The organism is Pseudoalteromonas sp. HM-SA03, assembly GCF_002289345.1.
In the GTDB taxonomy this organism is placed as follows: Bacteria; Pseudomonadota; Gammaproteobacteria; order Enterobacterales; family Alteromonadaceae; genus Pseudoalteromonas.
Map to the genome: position 1 here is coordinate 91,570 of NZ_NSDG01000022.1, position 19,429 is coordinate 110,998.

A 19,429-nucleotide genomic window follows, 5' to 3' on the forward strand; every position below is an offset into this window, starting at 1 on the left:
AAGCACATTGAGGTGATGTGAGAAGTGATGTCTAAGCTAAGTTCATTTTTCACTGTTTGCTAGCTCACTATTGGGTGGAGTTGGCAATTTATAAATGTTTAAAAATTAACGCTTACAAGGAGCGCAACATGAGCCACGAAGCATCATTATGGGTTGGTGGAACAGAGAACCCGCAAGCAAAAATGAGGCTATTCTGCTTTCCCGCCGCAGGTGGCGGTACATTGTCTTTTCGAGGTTGGGCGCAGCAATTGCCCACGGATATTGAGTTACGTCCGATAAGGTTGCCGGGCAGAGAAATGCGGATTGGTGAGGTATGTTTTGATGATGCCCAACAAGCTGCCGATGCGCTGGCTGATGGCCTTAGCGAGTATTTGGATAAACCATTTGCTTTTTTTGGCCACAGTATGGGGTCGATATTGGCATTTGAATTGACGCGAGCCTTACGTCGACGCGGTGGGCCAATGCCACAAATACTGATGGTTTCTGGGCGCCGAGCACCGAGTCTGCCGCTATCTCGGCCTCTTTTTCATACCTTGCCAGATACGCAATTTGTTGATGTTTTACGCACCCATTATGCGGGTGGCACCTCTGAAGCCGTATTGCAAGAAGCCCAATTGATGGCGCTGTTTATGCCGGTCATTCGTGCCGACTTTGCTATCACTGATGTGTATAACTATGCATCAGAAGCTCCCCTTGATTGCCCTATTCATGCTTTTGGTGGTGAGGATGAGCCCGAGTTCGGTGAGGCTGAGCTTGACGCGTGGCGTAATGAAACGAGTGGCTATTTTAATCGAACATTATTTGCTGGCGATCACTTTTATCTGAATGAGACAAGTCGCGCTGCGCTACTTAGTTACATTTCTGAAGTGCTTCAAGCTCAGCTTAGGGCGCTGTGATGAGGTTTTTAGGAAAATTTTTGGGCAAATTTTACGGGTCGCGTCGTTGCACGTGTTCTCATTAGGGGGAACTGGTGAGTTTGGTCAAAAGAGGCAAGTAAAAAACGGGCATACAGATCTGTGTATGCGTGGGGCACCGAGAAACAACAATGATTAGAAAAAGAAGGATAATTTTGTGAAATCTATGAAGCGTCCATCAGACTGTGAAAACCTGACGGACATCCGTCACGGCATTGATTCCATTGATCAAGAGATCATCAAACTGTTGGGAGAACGCATGGAATATGTGTTGTCCGCTGCGCGTTTTAAACCAAACCAAGCCAGTATTCCTGCACCAGATCGGGTTGCCGCCATGTTGTTGGAAAGACGCCAATGGGCTGAGCAACACCAGTTGCCAGCTGATTATATTGAGTCGTTGTACCACGGAGTTATTCAGTGGTTTATCAGCCAGCAAACTCAGCATTGGCGGGCTAAGCATGGGCTACCTGTTGATGAGGATTAACCGCTAAATTTTTTGCATATGCCAGTGATAGCAGCACTGAGCTTTATGTGTAGCTCAGTACTGTATTTTTCTGGTTCCTACTTGTACAAGGAAATTTAAGAAAATGAAAATGTATCTTTCGATTAGACACATGATTTATCAAATACGAAAAAACATCTGCCAAGTCGGATTATTAGTATCTGTTCTGTTCTGCTCAATGCACAGTATGGCACAAGTAAAGCAAGACTTTGATTTTGATGTCGACAATGCGGCATTAGATGTTGTTGGTTTTGGTAGTCTGCCTGCGCTGCGTGAGCACGTATCGGCAAATTATGGTGATGCATCACTGGTATTTCGTTATGCAATTTTGTTAACAAACGCGTGGTACGATGCCACCGCTGCTTATCACCCAACCGCGGTCGGTGTCTATTCGCACTTAGGCCGCAGACCGCAAAGTGAGGCAACAAACAGGAATATCAATATTGCGGTGTTTTATGCGTCATATCATGTACTCAATAGCTACATGCCAACGTACAAGCCAACTTGGCGTAAGTTACTGCTTGATGTTGGTCTTGACCCAGACAATAACAGCACAGATATTACGACACCGATTGGCTTAGGTAATGTGGCTGGTAAAGCGGTTGTCGCGGGTCGTCTTAACGATGGTATGAATCAATATGGTGATGTTGGCAGAACATATAACCAAACGCCTTATGCGGATTATACAAACTACAAGCCAGTCAACACGGCGTATAAATTGAGAAACCCGTCACGTTGGCAGCCAGATATGCAGCGTAAAGGGCTGGGCTTGTACAAGATCCAACAGTTTGTAACTCCACAATTTGCATTGGCAGAACCTTACTCATATGAAGATCCGCGTGATTTTGAAATGCCGCCTCCGCACAATAGTAATCACCGTAATCGCAGAGCGTACCGTCAACAAGCGAAAGAAGTGTTAGACGTATCTGCAAACTTAACTGATGAGCTTAAGCTCAAAGCTGAATTATTTGACGATAAATTCAGTTCATTATCTTACTCTGTTGCGTCAAATACGACAGCGAGAAACTTACCTCTTCTCGACTTTATGCAATTTGAATTTGTGGTCAATATGGCAACATTTGATGCGGGTATTTTTGTATGGCAAGAGAAATACAGATATGACGCTGTAAGACCTTTCAGTGCAATTCAAAAGCTATTTAAAGACAATTTGGTAGAGGCGTGGGGCGGTCCAGGTAAGGGCACTGTTACCATGAAAGGCAGTGACTGGAAGAGCTACCTAGAAGAAGCCGACCACCCAGAATATCCGTCTGCATCGACCTGTTTTTGTTATGCGCATGCGCAAGCAGCAAGACTGTATTTTGGCGATGACAACATGGTTTTTAACTTGACTTATCCTGCAGGTAAATCACGTATTGATCCGGGCGTGACACCAGCGAAAGATACACTGATCACCTACAACACATGGTCTAAATTTGCACAAGAGTGTGGTCAAAGCCGTGTATGGGGTGGCGTACACTTCCAAGCAGCAGTTGATGAAAGTGCTGAGTTTTGTCCTATGTTTGGTAACTTAGCTTTTGATTATATGACTAAATTAGTCAATGGTACTGCTGAGCTGAGAGCGCCAAGTAAAGGTCGAGATCTAGACACCTTGCCAGAGCGTTTTAAGTTTGGAAAGTCGTCAGACAAAGGTGATGATGACGAAGATGAAAGCTAATTTAATCGCTGGTGGTTAAAATACACGGGCATTAGTGATAGAAAATCAATGAGCGCTAATTTAACGTTGTGAGCACTTCACATGTTTGATTGGCGCTTATTTAATTGTGTTCACTGTATTCAATTTATCTAAAGCAGCTCGTTAGTCTTTTTTTAGTTGTTTTTTTAACGATTAATCCCAGTAATTTGTGTTCTTTATGGTTTGTAGACAGATACCAACTAAAGTTTGTAGTTTTGGTTCCTGATATTGGTCTGGTTTTTATTGAGAATGATTTTTATTCGTGATAGTGTCATGGGTACTGGATAACATAGTTATTCATTAGTCGTTTTCAGTCAGTAGTATTTTGTTCAACAACCATTTATCAAGAACTTAGAATGTATTTGTCTGTAAAGAGTAAAAAAACCTTGAAGTCCCATGTGGAGTATCTCACAGGTTCAATAGAACGATATCGATTGGAAGTTAATCGCTTCCTAACCAGACGTGTGGGTTGTGCCGATACGGCTGCTGATATTTTCCAATCCGTCGCTGAAAACCTGTTACGGCGCGATCCAAATCCTCCCATCGAAGATGTGCGAGCATTTTTATATCGAGCAGCAAAAAATGCAGCGTTTAACCTGCAACGTTCTGAGTGTACGCGAGCTGAATTAAATGTATTGATCGCACCAATGATGGATGAGCGGGAGGAGCGCACTCCAGAGACTATCGCAGAATCTGGAGAGGATGTTATAAAAGTTAACCAAGCTATACAGGACTTACCGATACTAACGCGTCAAATTTTTACCATGTATCGACTTCATGGGATAAGCCAAAAAGACATCGCTGAACAACTTGGAGTCAGCCTTTCCACTGTGGAGAAACACGTTAAAAAAGCACTTTGTCATTGCTTCACATGTCTTTATGACTAAATATTACGGTTTTTTGTCAGTGACGTGTATTCTATAATAGCAAGACATTGAAACCTTTCAGGGCTTCATAGGACACGACACGTTAATTGAGGAAAAAGCTGTGAATAACCTACAGTCTGACAAGCGCCTATTAAGAGAAGCGTTTGACTTAGTGGTCGCAGTGTACGATGACCCAAAAAGTAGAGCGCAATTGGATGCTTGGCGAAAGCAGTCACCCATGCATGAACAAGCAGCGGCAAAGGCAGAAGCTGATTGGGCACTGTTGGGTCAGGTAGAAAATGTATCTTTGTCTCGTTTTGATAGGATTAAGCTTGCCTTTCAATTGCAATTTGAACGTTTTTCAGAAACACCTTTTAAACTTATACCCCCTCTGGGCGTAGCCATGGCTTTATCGACGCTATTGTATGTTAGTATCGATGAGCAAGTTCCAACACCCGCTCAGCCTTCAGTGGTTAACGTTGTTCCAGCTACCAAGCCAAAAGTGTCGACTAGGCATTACCAAACCGTATGGGGACAGCAACAAACAGTTGAGCTTGAGGATGGCACTGAGGTCTGGTTAGATTGGAGTACTGATCTTAAGATCTCTATAACTAAGTCAAGTCGACATGTCACTTTGCTCAGTGGTAAGGCACTGTTTAGTGTTAAGCCTGACCCAAATAGGCCATTTATAGTGGCCAGTAACAGTGCGGTTGCAAAGGTATTGGGTACAAAGTTTGTGGTGAACAAACTGGATGAGCAAGCGGTAGAAATCGAAGTATTAAGTGGCGCAGTTGGTGTGAGTGACAAAACTCAACACGTTATGAAACAATTGGGCAAGTCTGAGGTCGTACGAGTAACAAATGGAAAACTTAGTGAGGTCAAAACCAGACCTTTGGCTGAGATAGGTGCATGGCGAGACGGCGTCATTGTGTTTGAACAAAGGCCGCTGATAGAAGCACTTGAAGCGCTGCAACCTTATACTTCTTATCTATTAGACACCCGCTTTATCTATGATGGCAATCGACCAGTTTCAGGTACATTTATTCTGAAAAAAGGGGATGATGCCTTGCGTGCTATCATGCAAAGTTATCGCCTCAGGGGGGATGTAGAAGGGCGTAATACGCTGGTACTGCGTTCCGAAACGCCTCAAAGACCTTTCTAGAAAGTTTATTTTATTTTTTTGATTAATTTTTACGGGTACAACCAGCTTAATTGTCTACCTAGATAAGAATCGGTGAGTTTGTCACTGGAGTCTAACACTGAATGGAGACATCAAGCATGGTATGCATGGAATACCGAAAGAAAAATAATCGCATTAATTTATTATGTTCATTGGCGTTTGCTCCTGCTTTAATCACAGCACCAGTTGCACTGGGCCAAGGCGCAGCTGATAGCAGCGCGACTTATAGATTTGAGATACAGGCTAAGCCATTGATTAAGGCGCTGCAAGATTTTACGGTATTAACCGGGCACCAGGTTGTACTGCAAGTTGACGACATTAGCCAATATAAAAGCAAAACTGTTTCAGGGAACTTCACGCCACAGCAAGCGTTAGTGCAATTAGCAGCGAGTAATGATTTACATATTGCTCAAACCGCTTCGGGTGATTTTATTTTAGAGGCGGACGTTCCGAGCAGCAAGCCAGAGTCTAGTAAGGTTGAGCAAATCGTCGTCGTGGGCAGTAAAACAGGTGAAACACGGCAGGAGATTGCATCTAGCGTTGGGTATTTTGGTGAAGACCAAATTAAGGACCAAGTCATTTATAATGTTGAGGATGCCTTTGATCGTACCGCAAACGTATCAATAGGCAGCTCGATTTCTGGTGCATACAGTATTCGAGGTGTGAATACGGATGGTATTGCAGGCTCTTTGAATAGATCAAATGCACTAGCATCTATTCTGATAAACCAAGTCGCCATGGGCGTATCTGCTGGTAACTATGTCAAACCATCACTGTTTGATGCAACCTCTGTTGAGGTACTACGTGGACCGCAGTCTTCACTGCAGGGACCAAATGCGCTGATTGGTTCTGTATATATTAATTATAATCGTCCTGACTTTTATGGCTATGAAGGCGCACTAAGAGCAGAAGCCGGGCAGTTTGATACCATGCGCCTAGCACTGATGCAAAACTTTGTCTTATCCGAAAATACGTTAGCTGCAAGAGTCGTAGTTGAAACACGTCAATCTGATGGTGATGTGATCAACACAACAACTGGCCGTGAGGATGTGCAGAACGAAGATGAGGAAACAGTTCGTTTGGCACTTCGCTGGCAACCCCTAGGCGATGAGGACTTGGTGTTTGATTTCACTTATATGCATAATAAATCAGACACCAATGCCACGCCATTTGTCTCGGCTTTGCCTGACGGCGATATTTTTCATGGTGAGCAAACCTACAACATTGAGGGTGACTTCCCCTCTGACTTTGATTTATTTTCTTTAGAGGCCAGTTGGCAAATAAGTGACAAGTTTCGCTTTACCTCGGTTACAGGATTCAATGACTTTGGCGTTGAGCAGCGTTTTGAGGGAGATCACACTGCTTTTGACTTGTTAGGTGTTGACGGCTTTATGAATGAAGAGCTGTTTAGTCAAGAGTTTCGTCTTAATTATGAAGGGGAGCAGTTTTCTGCCTTAGTCGGTTTATTTTATTCTGACGGAGATTATAACAATGGCTTCACCGGAGCAGGCGTTTTTCCTGACGGAAAAGGCGGAGTTGTGCCATTTAACAACACCGTTGAAAGTACAGAAATCATTGAACAGCAAGCCTTGTTCGGTCAAATAAATTGGCAACCTATCGAAGATTGGGAATTTAAATTTGGCGCGCGTTTTAACAAAGAAGAGCGTACAACAAAGGATTTCAAGGACAATGGTTTTGTCAGCGATCAGAGTGCTTCTGAGTCTTTCAGTCAATTTATCCCATCATTAACGATCACTTACGATGTCAGTGATATTACTCGAGTGGGTGCCAGTTACAGTCGAGGGTTTCAAGCTGGCGGTATTTCTTTTGCGATGTTCCTTGGAGAAGCGACACCATATGATGAGGAGTATATCGATAACTATGAACTCTTTATGCGCAATCAGCTTTTTGATGGCAAATTGTTATTAAATGCTAACTTGTTCTACTTTGATTGGTCAGATCAACAAGTCACTATCACCTTACCAGGTGGCTTACCAGGTTTTGATGACGCGGTAGTTAATGCTGGTAAATCAAAAGTCAGTGGCGCTGAATTTGAAATTGAGTATCAGGCAACCGCTGATTTAAATCTATTCGCAAACTTTGGTTTTATTGATACCGAATTCAAAGAGTTCGTTACTAAAGGGGTTGATCTGGCTGGAATGTCCTTTTCTCAAGCCCCTGAGTTTACCGCAAATTTAGGTGGTTTATATCAAAACGATAATGGCTTTTTTGCCTCTATGACTTACAGCTATACCGATAAAACATATTCTCGTATTGATGCTCCTGAAATCACTAAAATCCGCGATCGTAGCCTTTTGAGTGGCCGTATCGGCTACCAGCAAGATGATTGGAGAGCATATGTTTGGGGCAATAACCTCCTTGATGATGATTATGAAATCTTTATTCAAGACGGTAGGGACTTTGGCCTACCCGGCGCTTATGGCAGCATCAGTGAGCCGCGTACGATAGGTGTTGGCTTCCAATTAGATTGGTAAAGCAGCCGACGTGATGGTGTGAAACATCTGTGTAGTAAGGAACGCGTTGCTCATTGGGTCATGCGTTCTTTTTAGACAATATTAGAAAGGAATGAGTGACAAGACATGACTGAACAACAAGTGAGCAAACGTGGTCTGGTAGTGAAAGGGCTAAGGAAGACTTATAAAGGTGGCGTCAGTGCGCTCAATGGTGTTGACCTTGAAGTGACGCCTGGGTTGTATGGGTTACTAGGGCCTAATGGCGCTGGGAAAAGTACCTTAATGCGTACACTGGCTTCTTTGCAACAGCCTGACTCTGGTTCAATTACCCTTGACGGTATCGATGCGTTAGCAGATCCAGATAGTTTGCGTTTTAAATTAGGTTATTTACCTCAACAAATTGGCGCGTATCCAAATGTATCTGGACGCGATCTACTCGAGCGTTTTGCTTGGTTAAAGGGACGCACGGATAAAAAGGTGCGTAAGCAAGAAGTCGAATACCTTCTTGCGCGTGTTAATTTGGAGCGTGATGCACACAGGGCTGTTGCTACTTATTCAGGTGGTATGTTGCGTCGTTTTGGCATTGCGGTTGCGCTTATTGGCGAACCTCGTTTACTCATTGTTGATGAACCAACAGCGGGTTTAGATCCGGCGGAAAGAAGTCGTTTTCATCGTATTCTTGCTGATATTGGATCTGATGCCGTCGTGCTTTTATCGACGCATATAGTTGAAGACATAGAAAACTTGTGTACGCGGTTGTCTATCATGGCCAAAGGCCGTATCGTTGCCGCTGGGACACCAGATAGCTTAAAAGCGAGCCTCAAAGGATTGATTTGGGAGAAGGAGATTTCACGAGAGCAAGCTGTGCCAGATGATGCACTTCATGCGACAGCGACACCTTATGGCACGCGAGTTGTGATGGCTGGTGAGGCTTTGGCAGGGTATAGTGAGCGCACAGTACGCCTTGAAGATGTTTATTATCATGCCTTGCGCAGTGCGCAAGTCGAGGAGGTCTGATGGGACATTCTCGCACTGGTTTCTTTTTTCAAGAAGCCGCAAATGAGGCAAAGCTGGGTTTAAAGAGCTTGATCACGCCCATTGTATTTTTCGGCCTGACAGCTTACATGCTTATTTTTTTACTCAACGCAGATTATATGCGCAGTATGGGCGCTGTGGACATTTATCGTAACAGTCCGCACGTGATTTATTTGATGGTATCAGGGCAAAGCTTGTGGCTATTTTTTGCTTGGGCATGGGTTTTTGCGCAAATTGTCGTTCGAGACCGTTCAGCAGAGCTCCATGAGGTTGTTCTGGCCAGCCCCATCTCGCTGCGCTTACTACTTGCTGCGCGGTTTAGTGGTGCACTCGTCGTTGCTGTAATCCTTGGTTCTTCAATTTGTGTCGGCTTACTAATGGCACCAGTTTTGGTGACATTTGGCGCACTTCCGCCTGATGCCGTCGGCCCTGTACCTTGGGCGGCAGCTGCGGTTTCCTTGCTGGTGTTTACCATTCCCAGTGCATTTGCCACCGGCGTATTGTTTTTAGCTGGTGCATCATTCACTCGCTCAAATACCGGTGCATTTGCCACCGCTGCAATACTAAGCCTGATTTGGATGATTGGTTTAGTTGTATTGCATGAAGGCGGAGTGAGTCCGATGCTCGCCTCCATTATCGATCCCTCTGCTTATGTGGAAGCTGAGCGACAAGCCTTGATTTGGACACCAGCTGAGAAAAAAGTAGCGATGATTGGCCTGACAGATATGTTATTAATCAACCGTGGATTGTGGTTGTCTGTTGGGTTAATTGTAGGGGGGATACTGTTAGTTCGTTTACGCCGTGAGCACCTTGCAATGGAACGCGCTCCTCGTACACAGGCACGTAAAGACACGTCAGTCTCAAGGTATATCGCGGCGCCTGCGGGGTTAATTACCAACCCTAATTGGTGGCGTACCTTGATGGTGGAATGTACATGGCATTTAAAGATCTCGTTGCAGAGTTTTGGGTTACGGCTCGCGCTACTATTACTCACCGCAATTGGTGTTGCTGCGGCATGGATAAATTCGATTGGCCACATTGACGGTCCTTTGGTGCCCACTCCTCAGACATTAACTTACTTTCTGGTCGGGTTCTTCTTTGTTTTTATTGTCTTTGTTGTGGTGGGTTTTGTCGGGGCATTAATGCGCCGAGATGATTGCGATGGCTTCATTGAATGGTTAGACACGTCACCGGTGCCACTTGGCATGAGATTGTTAGCACGTTTTTTTGCCGCACTGGGACTTACTGCTTTACTATGCTTAGTACCTGCTGTCGCATCGGTATTAATGACGGCAATTGCTGCGCCTCACGCTCTTGACATAACTTATCCTTTTGCCTACGTATTGCTCACAGTGTTTCCAGCATTGGCTGAACTATGTGCAATTGCTGTACTTGCACATGCTATTTTCCAACGCGCCGGGACGGCCTATGTTGTATCGATACTTGCTGCGTTTATCGCCATTGTGAATCATGAAGTAGAGTTGGTGCAATATACACCCGCTGCGATTGGTACACCTATTCATGCTTACCCATCTGAACTTGCCGGTTGGTCTGCGTGGATAGCTATGATTGTTGCCCTTGCCAGCTTAAAGCTGTCGCTTACCTTCTTGTTATTTGCTGGCAGTTGGCTTGCTTGGCGACGAGGGACTGCATTGACTCTGCGCGACCGTATTCATGCGGCAAAAAGACGTATGGTCGGCACAGCAGGCATAACCGCCGCGGCTGCCTTGTCCTTGGTGTTTGTTTTTATCGCTTTGCTTAATACTCGGTTTGTTGACGAGGGTGGGTATACTTCTTCAATGGATGCACTGGCACATGACGGGAATTGGGAGAAAAAGTGGTGGAGGCAGGCATCTGCTTATTCAATCAGTGGCGGGGAAGTGGTAATTCGCCTCAACCCATCAAAAGGGACTGGTGATGTCAACTGGCATTTAGAGGGTGTGCGCGCACAAAGGTTACATGGCACATTACCTCATGGCGTTGAACTTATTGGCGCGACAAGAAGTGGAGTGCCACTTGATTTTGCTGTGGATAGTGAGCATTTTGTTGTTGAGGCTGGCTGTGTGGTCAATTGTGAATTGACACTTGAACTAAACATTGACGCACAAGGTTGGCAGACAGAAGCGGCACCTTGGCTAGATTCAGCCAGTGTTTGGCTACGTGCACACGATGTATTACCAGTATTAGGTCATGATCCACAGCGTTTGGTTCGCTCTATTGGCGATCGGTCTGTTCTCGGTTTACCGGTGCAGTTGCCGGCAATTCCGCAAGCTGCTGCTCTAGCCTCATTAGAGGGTGTTGCGCCTATGGGCGATTGGACTTGGTCGGTTGCCATCGATAGTGGCTCTGGTGAGTACAAGGTATTTGATAAAGGAGATACCGAAGGGGTACTGGCCTTTGCATCGATATGGCAGCGTGACGGATCATCAACGCATCAGCAATCTGGTGTTGAGTTTTTAGTGGGGGGGGCTCGCCAACCGCTAGTCGATGGTTTTGCGCAAGAATTAGTGTCGTTGCAACAATGTGTAGAGTCTGAATTAGGGAATACTTCCCCTGTAAATACAGTGATTCAAGCGCCACGTAAATCGGGTGAAATTGCGCTTTATAACGGCGTATTGTGGGCGCCTGAAGACATTGCGTGGCAAAGTGATGGGACCGGCAGAGGTGCTTGGCAAAGGCAATATAACTTGGCGACAGCATTGGCGCGTGAAGCGATCAGCAGGCGAGGCGAGTTACGAGACGAAGCCGGTGCACGCTGGTTTGTCGAGGGGGTCGCGGGCTGGACGGCACTGCGCTGTGTCGAAACTCGAAGTGGGTTTGATGCTGCAATAGCGGTGCGCAAGCGCGCTTCAGAACAACTTGCTGAAGAGTTTGCGACAGCGGATAAACCCATTACCAAAGCGGTGGATGGAGATAACAGTTGGCTTGGGCTTTATGCCGCTTTATCTTTGGATAGTTGGGGCGCATCTGAGTATCGTACACCCAGCTCTATGATGACGGTGTTTGAGAGCACTGACTCAGGTGACTTATTGTCTCGTTTGTCTAAAGTTGTTGGGAATGAATCCCTTGAGTTACTCCTTGGTGCACCTAGAAGCAGTGATGTGGCGATAAAAAACAGCGATACAGGTGTTGAAGTTTCAGTGTTAAATTGGGTTTGGAAAGAAGGTGGTTGGCAGGCACAACCGGCGCTGCAAAGGCTTCTGCTCCGAGGTTCCGACATGCATATGCAGGAATATATACCACAGTCATTGGCTGAGCGCGGTGTTGAACTTGACGGTAGCTATTTGTTTTATGCAGGGATAGGTTATGAACGCTCAATCGATGACAATCGCTTTCAAAATCAATGCGCTGACACAAAAGAAAACAGCAAATGTGGCTCAGTTTCAATAACAAGGAGTGCAAATGACGAATATAGCCAGCAGTGAATCAGCGTCGAAAGAAAGCACATCATTTAGTATTAAACCACTGATGTTTGAGACCTTTGTATGCACGATGGCCGTTATGGCATTTGCAGCATTGGCAGGGCCGATAGCCCGAGTGATTGGCTTAGAAGCATGGCAGATTGGTACTGCCATGACCGCTGCGGGTTTAGCTTGGGTATTGATGGCTCGTTTTTGGGGGCGCTTGAGTGATAAACGTGGGCGACGTCCAGTGATATTATTTGGCCTTAGCGGGTTTGTGATCAGTTATGCAAGCCTTGCATTATTTATTGATTTATCAATGAAAACAGCCGTTGCTCCGATACTGGCATTCATTGGTTTGGTAATTGGACGAGGAGTTGCCGGGGTTTTTTATGCTGCGGTGCCGGCCACCAGTGCTGCATTGGTGGCTGATCATGTACCGCCCAAACAGCGCACTGCGGCGATGGCAGGAATAGGTGCTGCAAGTGCGATAGGTATGGTGATTGGCCCAGGTTTTGTCGGACTGATTGGCGCTTACAGCTTAAGCATTCCTTTATATGTTACGGCTATCTTACCGGCCGTTGCACTGTTGGTACTTTGGCGTGTATTGCCTAAAGTGGAGCAATATGCAAAGCCTGATGGGCACTCGATGAGTCTGACGGATGCGCGTATTCGAAGGCCTGTGATTGTGGCTTTTGTTGCTGCGTTTAGTATTGCGATTGCACAAATTACCGTGGGCTTTTTTATTCTTGATCGCCTTCAACTTGATACATCAGCAGCTGCGCGCTCTGCTGGTATTGCGCTTGCGATTGTGGGCGTAGCTTTGATTGTCGCGCAGGTCGCAGTGCAAAAGCTGACGTGGCAACCACAGAGGTTCATTATGTTCGGCGCACTCATTGCTGCGGTGGGCTTTATTGTTGCTTACCTTTCTTTATCTTCGGTCATATTATGGATAGGTTATGGCTTAGCAGGTTTTGGTATGGGGTGGGTATATCCGTCGCTCTCTGCATTGGCTGCTAACTCGGTTGAAGCGCATGAGCAAGGTGCCGCAGCAGGCACGGTCTCAGCTGCGCAAGGGCTAGGGATTGTAACAGGCCCAATCGTGGGCACTGCCATTTACGGATTAGATTATGGGTTGCCTTTTGCGCTGATCGCAGTGATGTTAATACTGGCAGCTATTTGGCGCTCCCCTAAATAGCTTGCTAGCATTTTATTAACTAAGGTGCGCTTTAAGTTTGAACTAAGCGCACTGAAGTAATATACGTTCTAATACCTTATTGTTAATTACCCGCCAACCAAGTCAATGGCACGGCGGAGATGTTTTTGTGTCGTGTTGAGCACTTCCATACCGTCTCCTGTTACAATAAAAACTGTAAACAGTTCAACAGTTAAAATTGTTGAAAGGCTACAGTTTTATTTGTAGAATACGGGCTTATGAAAACTTTATCCGAACGACTAAACCATGCCTTGCAGCTTACTGGGATTACTCAGTCTGAGTTGGCTCGTCGCATTGGTATCAAACAGCAGTCGATCAGTCAGATTTGTTCTGGCAAATCGGCTAGATCTCGTTACACCATGCAGATCGCGGAGGCGCTTCGCGTGAATGCTCATTGGCTCGCCACAGGTGATGGCGAGATTGGCTTGGGGGTCGGTAATGTAGAAGTTGGGCCTGACATTAAGGGAAGAATTCCTCTCATTAACTGGGTTCAGGCCGGTGATTGGACTGAAATAGCGGAGGGATTTGCCCATAAAGATGCTGAGGAGTGGCGTGAAGTCACTGGGAAAGCACATGAGGGTTGTTTCGCACTTCGCGTAAAAGGCGACAGTATGGAAAATCCAAGCGGGAAAAAATCCATACCTGAGGGGGCAGTGATCGTTGTTGATCCTGACTTACCTTACGCTTCAGGTTCATTGGTTGTTGCGCGTTTGGATGATTCGAAAGAAGCAACCTTTAAGCAGTTAGTTATTGATGGTGAACAGAAGTACCTAAAACCTTTGAACCCGCAATACCCTGCAATACCGATCAACGGCAACTGCACCATCATTGGTGTAGTACGACAAGCTATCATCGATTTTTGGTAGCGAAGGAATTTGTGGTTTAGCCACAGTTGTTCATGAGCTGAAGAAGCAACGATTGCAAACAGCTACAACTGAGCATTGGCGCACGCTGAGAGTAAATGGTAACCGATTAGATAACCATTGATTGTTTATAAAGTCAAGATCAGCGAAAATAGCGGCCAATTACGATTAACACGACGGATTTGACAAGCGAAGAACTGAAAAGAGAGTACTTCCAAAAGTGTGTACAAATCCGTGTACAAACTAAAAGAATTTATACATGGCAAACCAAGATTTTCTTAATGAAATCAATAAGCGAAGGACCTTTGCTATCATCTCGCACCCGGATGCGGGTAAAACCACCATCACCGAAAAAGTACTTTTATTCGGAAAGGCGTTACAAAAAGCCGGTACGGTTAAAGGTCGTGGCTCAAATCAACACGCTAAATCAGACTGGATGGAAATGGAAAAAGAGCGTGGTATCTCGGTAACCACTTCTGTGATGCAGTTTCCATACAATGATGCCTTGGTAAACCTACTAGATACTCCGGGACACGAAGACTTCTCTGAAGATACTTATCGTACGCTAACTGCAGTTGACTCATGCTTGATGGTGATTGATGCAGCAAAAGGTGTAGAAGATCGTACTCGTAAACTAATGGAAGTAACACGATTACGTGACACGCCAATCGTTACCTTTATGAACAAATTGGACCGTGATATTCGTGACCCAATGGAGCTACTTGATGAAGTAGAAACCGAACTCAACATCATGTGTGCACCGGTTACTTGGCCAATTGGCTGTGGTAAAGAATTTAAAGGCGTTTACCACATCCATCGTGACGAAACGATTTTGTACCAAACAGGTCAAGGTCACACTATTCAAGATAAACGCATTATCAAAGGACTAGATAACAGCGAGCTTGACGCCGCTGTGGGTGAAAGCTTAGCTGAGCAACTACGTGAAGAGCTTGAGTTGGTAATTGGAGCCTCACACGAGTTTGACCATGAATTATTTTTAACTGGTGAGTTAACGCCAGTATTCTTTGGTACGGCACTTGGTAACTTTGGCGTTGACCATATGCTTGATGGATTAACTGAGTGGGCACCAAAACCACTACCACGCCAAACCGATGAACGTGAAGTAACAGCCGACGAAGAAAAGTTCTCTGGTTTCGTGTTTAAAATCCAAGCAAACATGGATCCAAAACACCGCGACCGTATTGCCTTTATGCGTATTGTTTCTGGCAAATATAGCCAAGGCATGAAGATGAACCATGTGCGTCTTGGTAAACAAGTCAGTATTGCAGATGCGGTAACCTTTATGGCGGGTGACCGTGAACGCGCTCAAGAAGCCTTCGCGGGTGATATTATCGGTCTACATAACCACGGCACTATTCAAATTGGTGATACCTTCACACAAGGTGAAACGCTTAAATTTAGTGGTATTCCAAACTTTGCGCCTGAGCTATTCCGTCGCATTCGTCTAAAAGATCCACTCAAACAAAAGCAACTTTTAAAAGGTTTGGTACAACTTTCTGAAGAAGGTGCGGTACAGGTATTTAGGCCGCTTATCAACAACGACCTGATCGTAGGTGCAGTCGGTGTGCTGCAGTTTGATGTGGTTGTGGCGCGTTTAAAGTCTGAATACAACGTGGATGCGATTTACGAGAGTATAACGGTTCAGACCGCACGCTGGGTAAGCTGTGATGATGAGAAGAAAATGGCTGAATTCCGCCGTAAGTGTGAGCAAAACTTGGCACTAGATGGTGGTGATAACCTAACTTACATCGCACCAAGTCGCGTAAACCTGAATTTATCTATGGAACGTTACCCTGACGTGAAGTTCCATGAAACTCGTGAACACTAATCGCTGCGCATAAAAGGAAAACAGATGAATATCAAAAGTATTTTAATTGAAAAAGCCAATGCAGCGATGCAAGCGGCTGGTATCCCTGAAGGTACAAACCCAGCGGTAACACAAAGCACGCGTCCACAGTTTGGTGACTACCAAATTAACGGTGCGATGGGGGCTGCTAAAGCACTAAAAACAAATCCAAGAGAGCTGGCGCAGAAGATCATCGACAACCTAGATGTTGCTGATCTTGCAGAAAAAACGGAAATCGCAGGCCCTGGTTTTATTAATATTCACCTCAAGCCTGAGTTTTTAGCCACAAGCCTAGAGGCGGCAAATGCGGATGCCAAGCTAGGTGTTGCTGAACATGCTACGCCTCACAAAGTTGTGGTCGATTTTTCTTCGCCAAACCTTGCTAAAGAGATGCACGTAGGTCACCTGCGCTCAACTATCATTGGTGATGCCGTTGTACGTGCCCTTGAGTTCCGTGGTGATACCGTTATTCGCCAAAACCACATGGGCGACTGGGGTACCCAGTTTGGTATGTTGATAGCACACCTTGAAGATTTGCTAAACCAAGGTGTTGACCTTGAAAATGTCGCACTTGCGGATCTTGAAAGCTTTTATCGTGATGCGAAAAAGCGCTTTGATGACGAAGCCGGTTTTGCCGATAAAGCCCGTGATTACGTAGTCAAACTTCAAAGCGGTGATGCGCATTGTAAGAAGCTATGGCAAATGTTTATCGACACCTCAGTTAAACATTCTGAAGAAGTATACGGCAAGCTAAATGTGACGCTTACGCGTGATGATATCATGGCAGAAAGTGCCTACAACGACCGTCTTGCCGGTGTAATTGAGCTATTAAAAGAGAAAGGAATTGCGGTTGAAGATCAGGGCGCTCAAGTCGTATTCCTTGACGAATTGGCAAATAAAGACGGTGAACCTTCCGTATTTATCGTGCAAAAATCAGGTGGTGGTTTCTTATATTCAACGACGGATTTAGCCGCCTGTGATTACCGCTCAAATGAGCTAGATGTTGACCGTATCCTAATTTTTGTTGATGCGCGTCAAGGCTTACACTTCAACCAAGTTGAGATCACAGCACGTAAAGCGGGTCTCTTAAAAGACAAAACCAGCTACGAGCCGAGCCTGTTCGGTACAATGATGGGTAACGACGGCAAACCGTTTAAAACTCGTACTGGCGGCACGGTGAAGCTATCAGACTTACTTGACGAAGCGGTGAGCCGTGCGACAGAAAAACTTGCTGACAGAGCTTCTGACTTATCTGATGAAGCACGCCAAGAAATCGCGCGTAAAGTGGGTATTGGTGCAGTGAAGTACGCCGATCTGTCAAAGCACAGAACCAGCGATTATATCTTTAACTGGGATACGATGCTGAGCTTTGAAGGGGCGACAGCGCCATATTTGCAGTACGCCTATACCCGTGTTCGCAGTATTTTCCGTAAGGCAAACATGGATAGCGCCAGCCTAACTGGTCGCATTCAAATTCAAGCACCACAGGAAAAGGCACTTGCGCTCAAACTGCTGCAATTGGAAGAAGTACTTGATCTGATGATCAGCGAAGCAACGCCACACGTATTATGTAGTTATTTATATGAGCTCGCGAGCTTGTATATGACATTCTATGAAGCGTGCCCAATTTTGAAAGATGATGTAGCTGCAGACGTCCGTGAAAGTCGTCTCTTGTTATGTAATCTGGTTGCTAACTCACTGAAAACCGGTCTAGATTTGCTTGGTATCGAAGTGATGGAGCAAATGTAAGTTAGTTTTAACTTGCTTTAAGGTATACTAGAAGCCGCTTTATAGCGGCTTTTTTGTAAAGGAAATAGTGATGAAACTTGAAGACATTCGCAGAGAATATACCAAAGACGGTTTACGTCGTGAGATGCTAAAAGACACACCCGTTGAGCAGTTTGAAACCTGGCTACAGCAGGCGATTGATGCCAAGTTTACCGACCCAACAGCGATGGTCGTCGCTACCGTTGACGAGCACGGCCAGCCGTCTCAACGCATTGTTTTACTTAAGCATGTAGATCAGCACGGTTTTGTCTTCTTTACCAATACCGGTTCACGCAAAGCGCAAGAATTAAAGCAAAACAACAAGATATGCTTACACTTCCCGTGGCATGAAATTGAGCGTCAGGTTATCGTGTATGGTGAAGCAGTCCCGTTACCAACCAGTCGCGTTGCCAAGTATTTCTTATCACGACCAAAAGAAAGTCAGCTTGCGGCGTGGGCGTCTCAGCAATCGCGCCCCGTGTCATCTCGTCAAGCCTTGATGCAAACCTTTAGTAGCATGAAAGACAAGTTCGCTAAAGGCGAAATTCCACTACCTGATTTTTGGGGCGGTTATTGCGTGGAGCCCACTAAAGTTGAGTTTTGGCAAGGTGGAGAGCACCGTCTTCATGACCGCTTTATGTATGTGAAGCAAGCCGATGGCAGTTGGGAAATTGAGCGACTCAACCCATAAATTCGCTTTTATAGATAGCCACTGTCACCTCGATTTCAGCGAGTTGGCAGATGACCTAGCTACGCATATTAAAGCTGCCCGCAGCAATGGTGTTGAACGCTTTGTGGTGCCCGGCGTTACCCTTAAGCAGTCTCTTGAGCTTGTTGATTTTCAAGCATATCATCCACAATGTGAAATCGCCGCGGGGTTACACCCTTATTTTATTGGCGAACATTGCGACGACGATATGACCGCGTTGGTAGAGTATGTAATACACAATCGTACCCAACTGTGTGCGATAGGAGAGTGCGGTATTGATACAACCTGCGATGCACTTGAGCGGCAAATTGCACTGTTTGAAGCGCATATCGCACTGAGTAATCAGGTAAAGCTTCCGCTAATCGTCCATCACCGTAAAAGTCATCACCTAATTGCTTCCGCGTTTAAACGTGTTAAGCCAGAGTATGGCGGGGTGATCCACGCCTTTTCAGGTTCAAAACAGCAGGCTGAATATTATATCGGTCAGGGTTTTAAGCTAGGAGTAGGTGGCACAATCACCTATCCAAGAGGCGAAAAAACAGCGCAGGTAATATCACAGCTGCCGCTTGAAAGCCTAGTATTGGAAACCGATTCGCCGTCGATGCCGTTACATGGTTATCAGGGGAAGCCGAACTCTCCTAAGCGAGTCGTCCAAGTATTTGACAGGCTTTGTGAATATCGAAGCGAAACACCAAGCGAGCTTGCCTCAGCCCTCTATCGAAATGCCACACAGTTGTTCGGCTTGGGCTAAATTGATGATGTCGAGATAAATCTCGACCTACGAGTCAATATCACAAATGGGATATAAAACCATACCTATCAGCAATAGAAAAACAGGTGTAGGAGCCGGTTCACCCGGCGATCTTTTGGTTTTTACCGCGATATAAAACCATACCTATCAGCAATAGAAAAACAGGTGTAGGAGCCGGTTCACCCGGCGAT

General features: G+C 45.6%; 14 protein-coding genes. All 14 read left to right on the forward strand.

The genetic code is table 11. The annotated features are described in order from the left end of the window. Positions 1–128 precede the first annotated feature (128 nt). The 14 genes from CKO50_RS04575 (at position 129) to CKO50_RS04640 (ending at position 19,238) form a co-directional block, all read left to right on the forward strand. Complete coding sequence (locus CKO50_RS04575) at positions 129–896, forward strand: thioesterase II family protein (protein ID WP_095727200.1); 768 nt, start codon at positions 129–131, stop codon at positions 894–896. A 184-nt stretch (positions 897–1,080) separates the two neighbouring features. Further along, positions 1,081–1,398, forward strand: a complete 318-nt coding sequence (locus tag CKO50_RS04580; protein ID WP_095727201.1) for an isochorismate lyase — start codon at positions 1,081–1,083, stop codon at positions 1,396–1,398. A 205-nt stretch (positions 1,399–1,603) separates the two neighbouring features. Beyond that, positions 1,604–3,091 (forward strand): vanadium-dependent haloperoxidase, encoded by a 1,488-nt coding sequence (locus CKO50_RS04585; RefSeq protein ID WP_141240123.1) that lies wholly within the window; start codon positions 1,604–1,606, stop codon positions 3,089–3,091. Positions 3,092–3,465: 374 nt separating this feature from the next. Further along, complete coding sequence (locus CKO50_RS04590) at positions 3,466–3,996, forward strand: RNA polymerase sigma factor (RefSeq protein WP_095727203.1); 531 nt, start codon at positions 3,466–3,468, stop codon at positions 3,994–3,996. A gap of 100 nt (positions 3,997–4,096) precedes the next feature. After that, positions 4,097–5,137 carry a FecR family protein gene (locus CKO50_RS04595; protein ID WP_095727204.1) on the forward strand — a complete coding sequence of 347 codons (1,041 nt, stop codon included), beginning with the start codon at positions 4,097–4,099 and terminating at the stop codon, positions 5,135–5,137. 125 nt (positions 5,138–5,262) lie between these two features. Next, positions 5,263–7,650, forward strand: coding sequence for a TonB-dependent receptor (locus CKO50_RS04600; RefSeq protein ID WP_176474610.1), 2,388 nt, complete (start codon positions 5,263–5,265; stop codon positions 7,648–7,650). A 105-nt stretch (positions 7,651–7,755) separates the two neighbouring features. After that, positions 7,756–8,646, forward strand: a complete 891-nt coding sequence (locus CKO50_RS04605; RefSeq protein ID WP_095727206.1) for an ABC transporter ATP-binding protein — start codon at positions 7,756–7,758, stop codon at positions 8,644–8,646. Continuing rightward, positions 8,646–12,089 carry a hypothetical protein gene (locus tag CKO50_RS04610; RefSeq protein ID WP_095727207.1) on the forward strand — a complete coding sequence of 1,148 codons (3,444 nt, stop codon included), beginning with the start codon at positions 8,646–8,648 and terminating at the stop codon, positions 12,087–12,089. The genes CKO50_RS04605 and CKO50_RS04610 overlap by 1 nt, the downstream gene beginning before the upstream one ends. Further along, positions 12,067–13,263 (forward strand): MFS transporter, encoded by a 1,197-nt coding sequence (locus tag CKO50_RS04615; RefSeq protein WP_095727208.1) that lies wholly within the window; start codon positions 12,067–12,069, stop codon positions 13,261–13,263. Before CKO50_RS04610 ends, CKO50_RS04615 begins: the two co-directional genes overlap by 23 nt. A gap of 236 nt (positions 13,264–13,499) precedes the next feature. Beyond that, positions 13,500–14,147 (forward strand): LexA family transcriptional regulator, encoded by a 648-nt coding sequence (locus CKO50_RS04620; RefSeq protein WP_095727209.1) that lies wholly within the window; start codon positions 13,500–13,502, stop codon positions 14,145–14,147. 256 nt (positions 14,148–14,403) lie between these two features. Next, on the forward strand, positions 14,404–15,993 hold the full coding sequence (gene prfC, locus CKO50_RS04625; RefSeq protein WP_095727210.1) for a peptide chain release factor 3: 1,590 nt from the start codon (positions 14,404–14,406) through the stop codon (positions 15,991–15,993). Between the two features lie 24 nt (positions 15,994–16,017). Next, a complete protein-coding gene (gene argS / locus CKO50_RS04630) occupies positions 16,018–17,760 on the forward strand; it encodes an arginine--tRNA ligase (protein WP_095727211.1) in 1,743 nt (580 codons plus the stop codon). Positions 17,761–17,827: 67 nt separating this feature from the next. Next, the gene (gene pdxH / locus CKO50_RS04635; protein WP_199539682.1) at positions 17,828–18,469 is read left to right on the forward strand and encodes a pyridoxamine 5'-phosphate oxidase; all 642 of its coding nucleotides are present in this window, start codon (positions 17,828–17,830) and stop codon (positions 18,467–18,469) included. Further along, positions 18,435–19,238, forward strand: a complete 804-nt coding sequence (locus tag CKO50_RS04640) for a TatD family hydrolase (protein ID WP_095727212.1) — start codon at positions 18,435–18,437, stop codon at positions 19,236–19,238. The genes pdxH and CKO50_RS04640 overlap by 35 nt, the downstream gene beginning before the upstream one ends. The last annotated feature ends 191 nt before the right edge of the window (positions 19,239–19,429 follow it).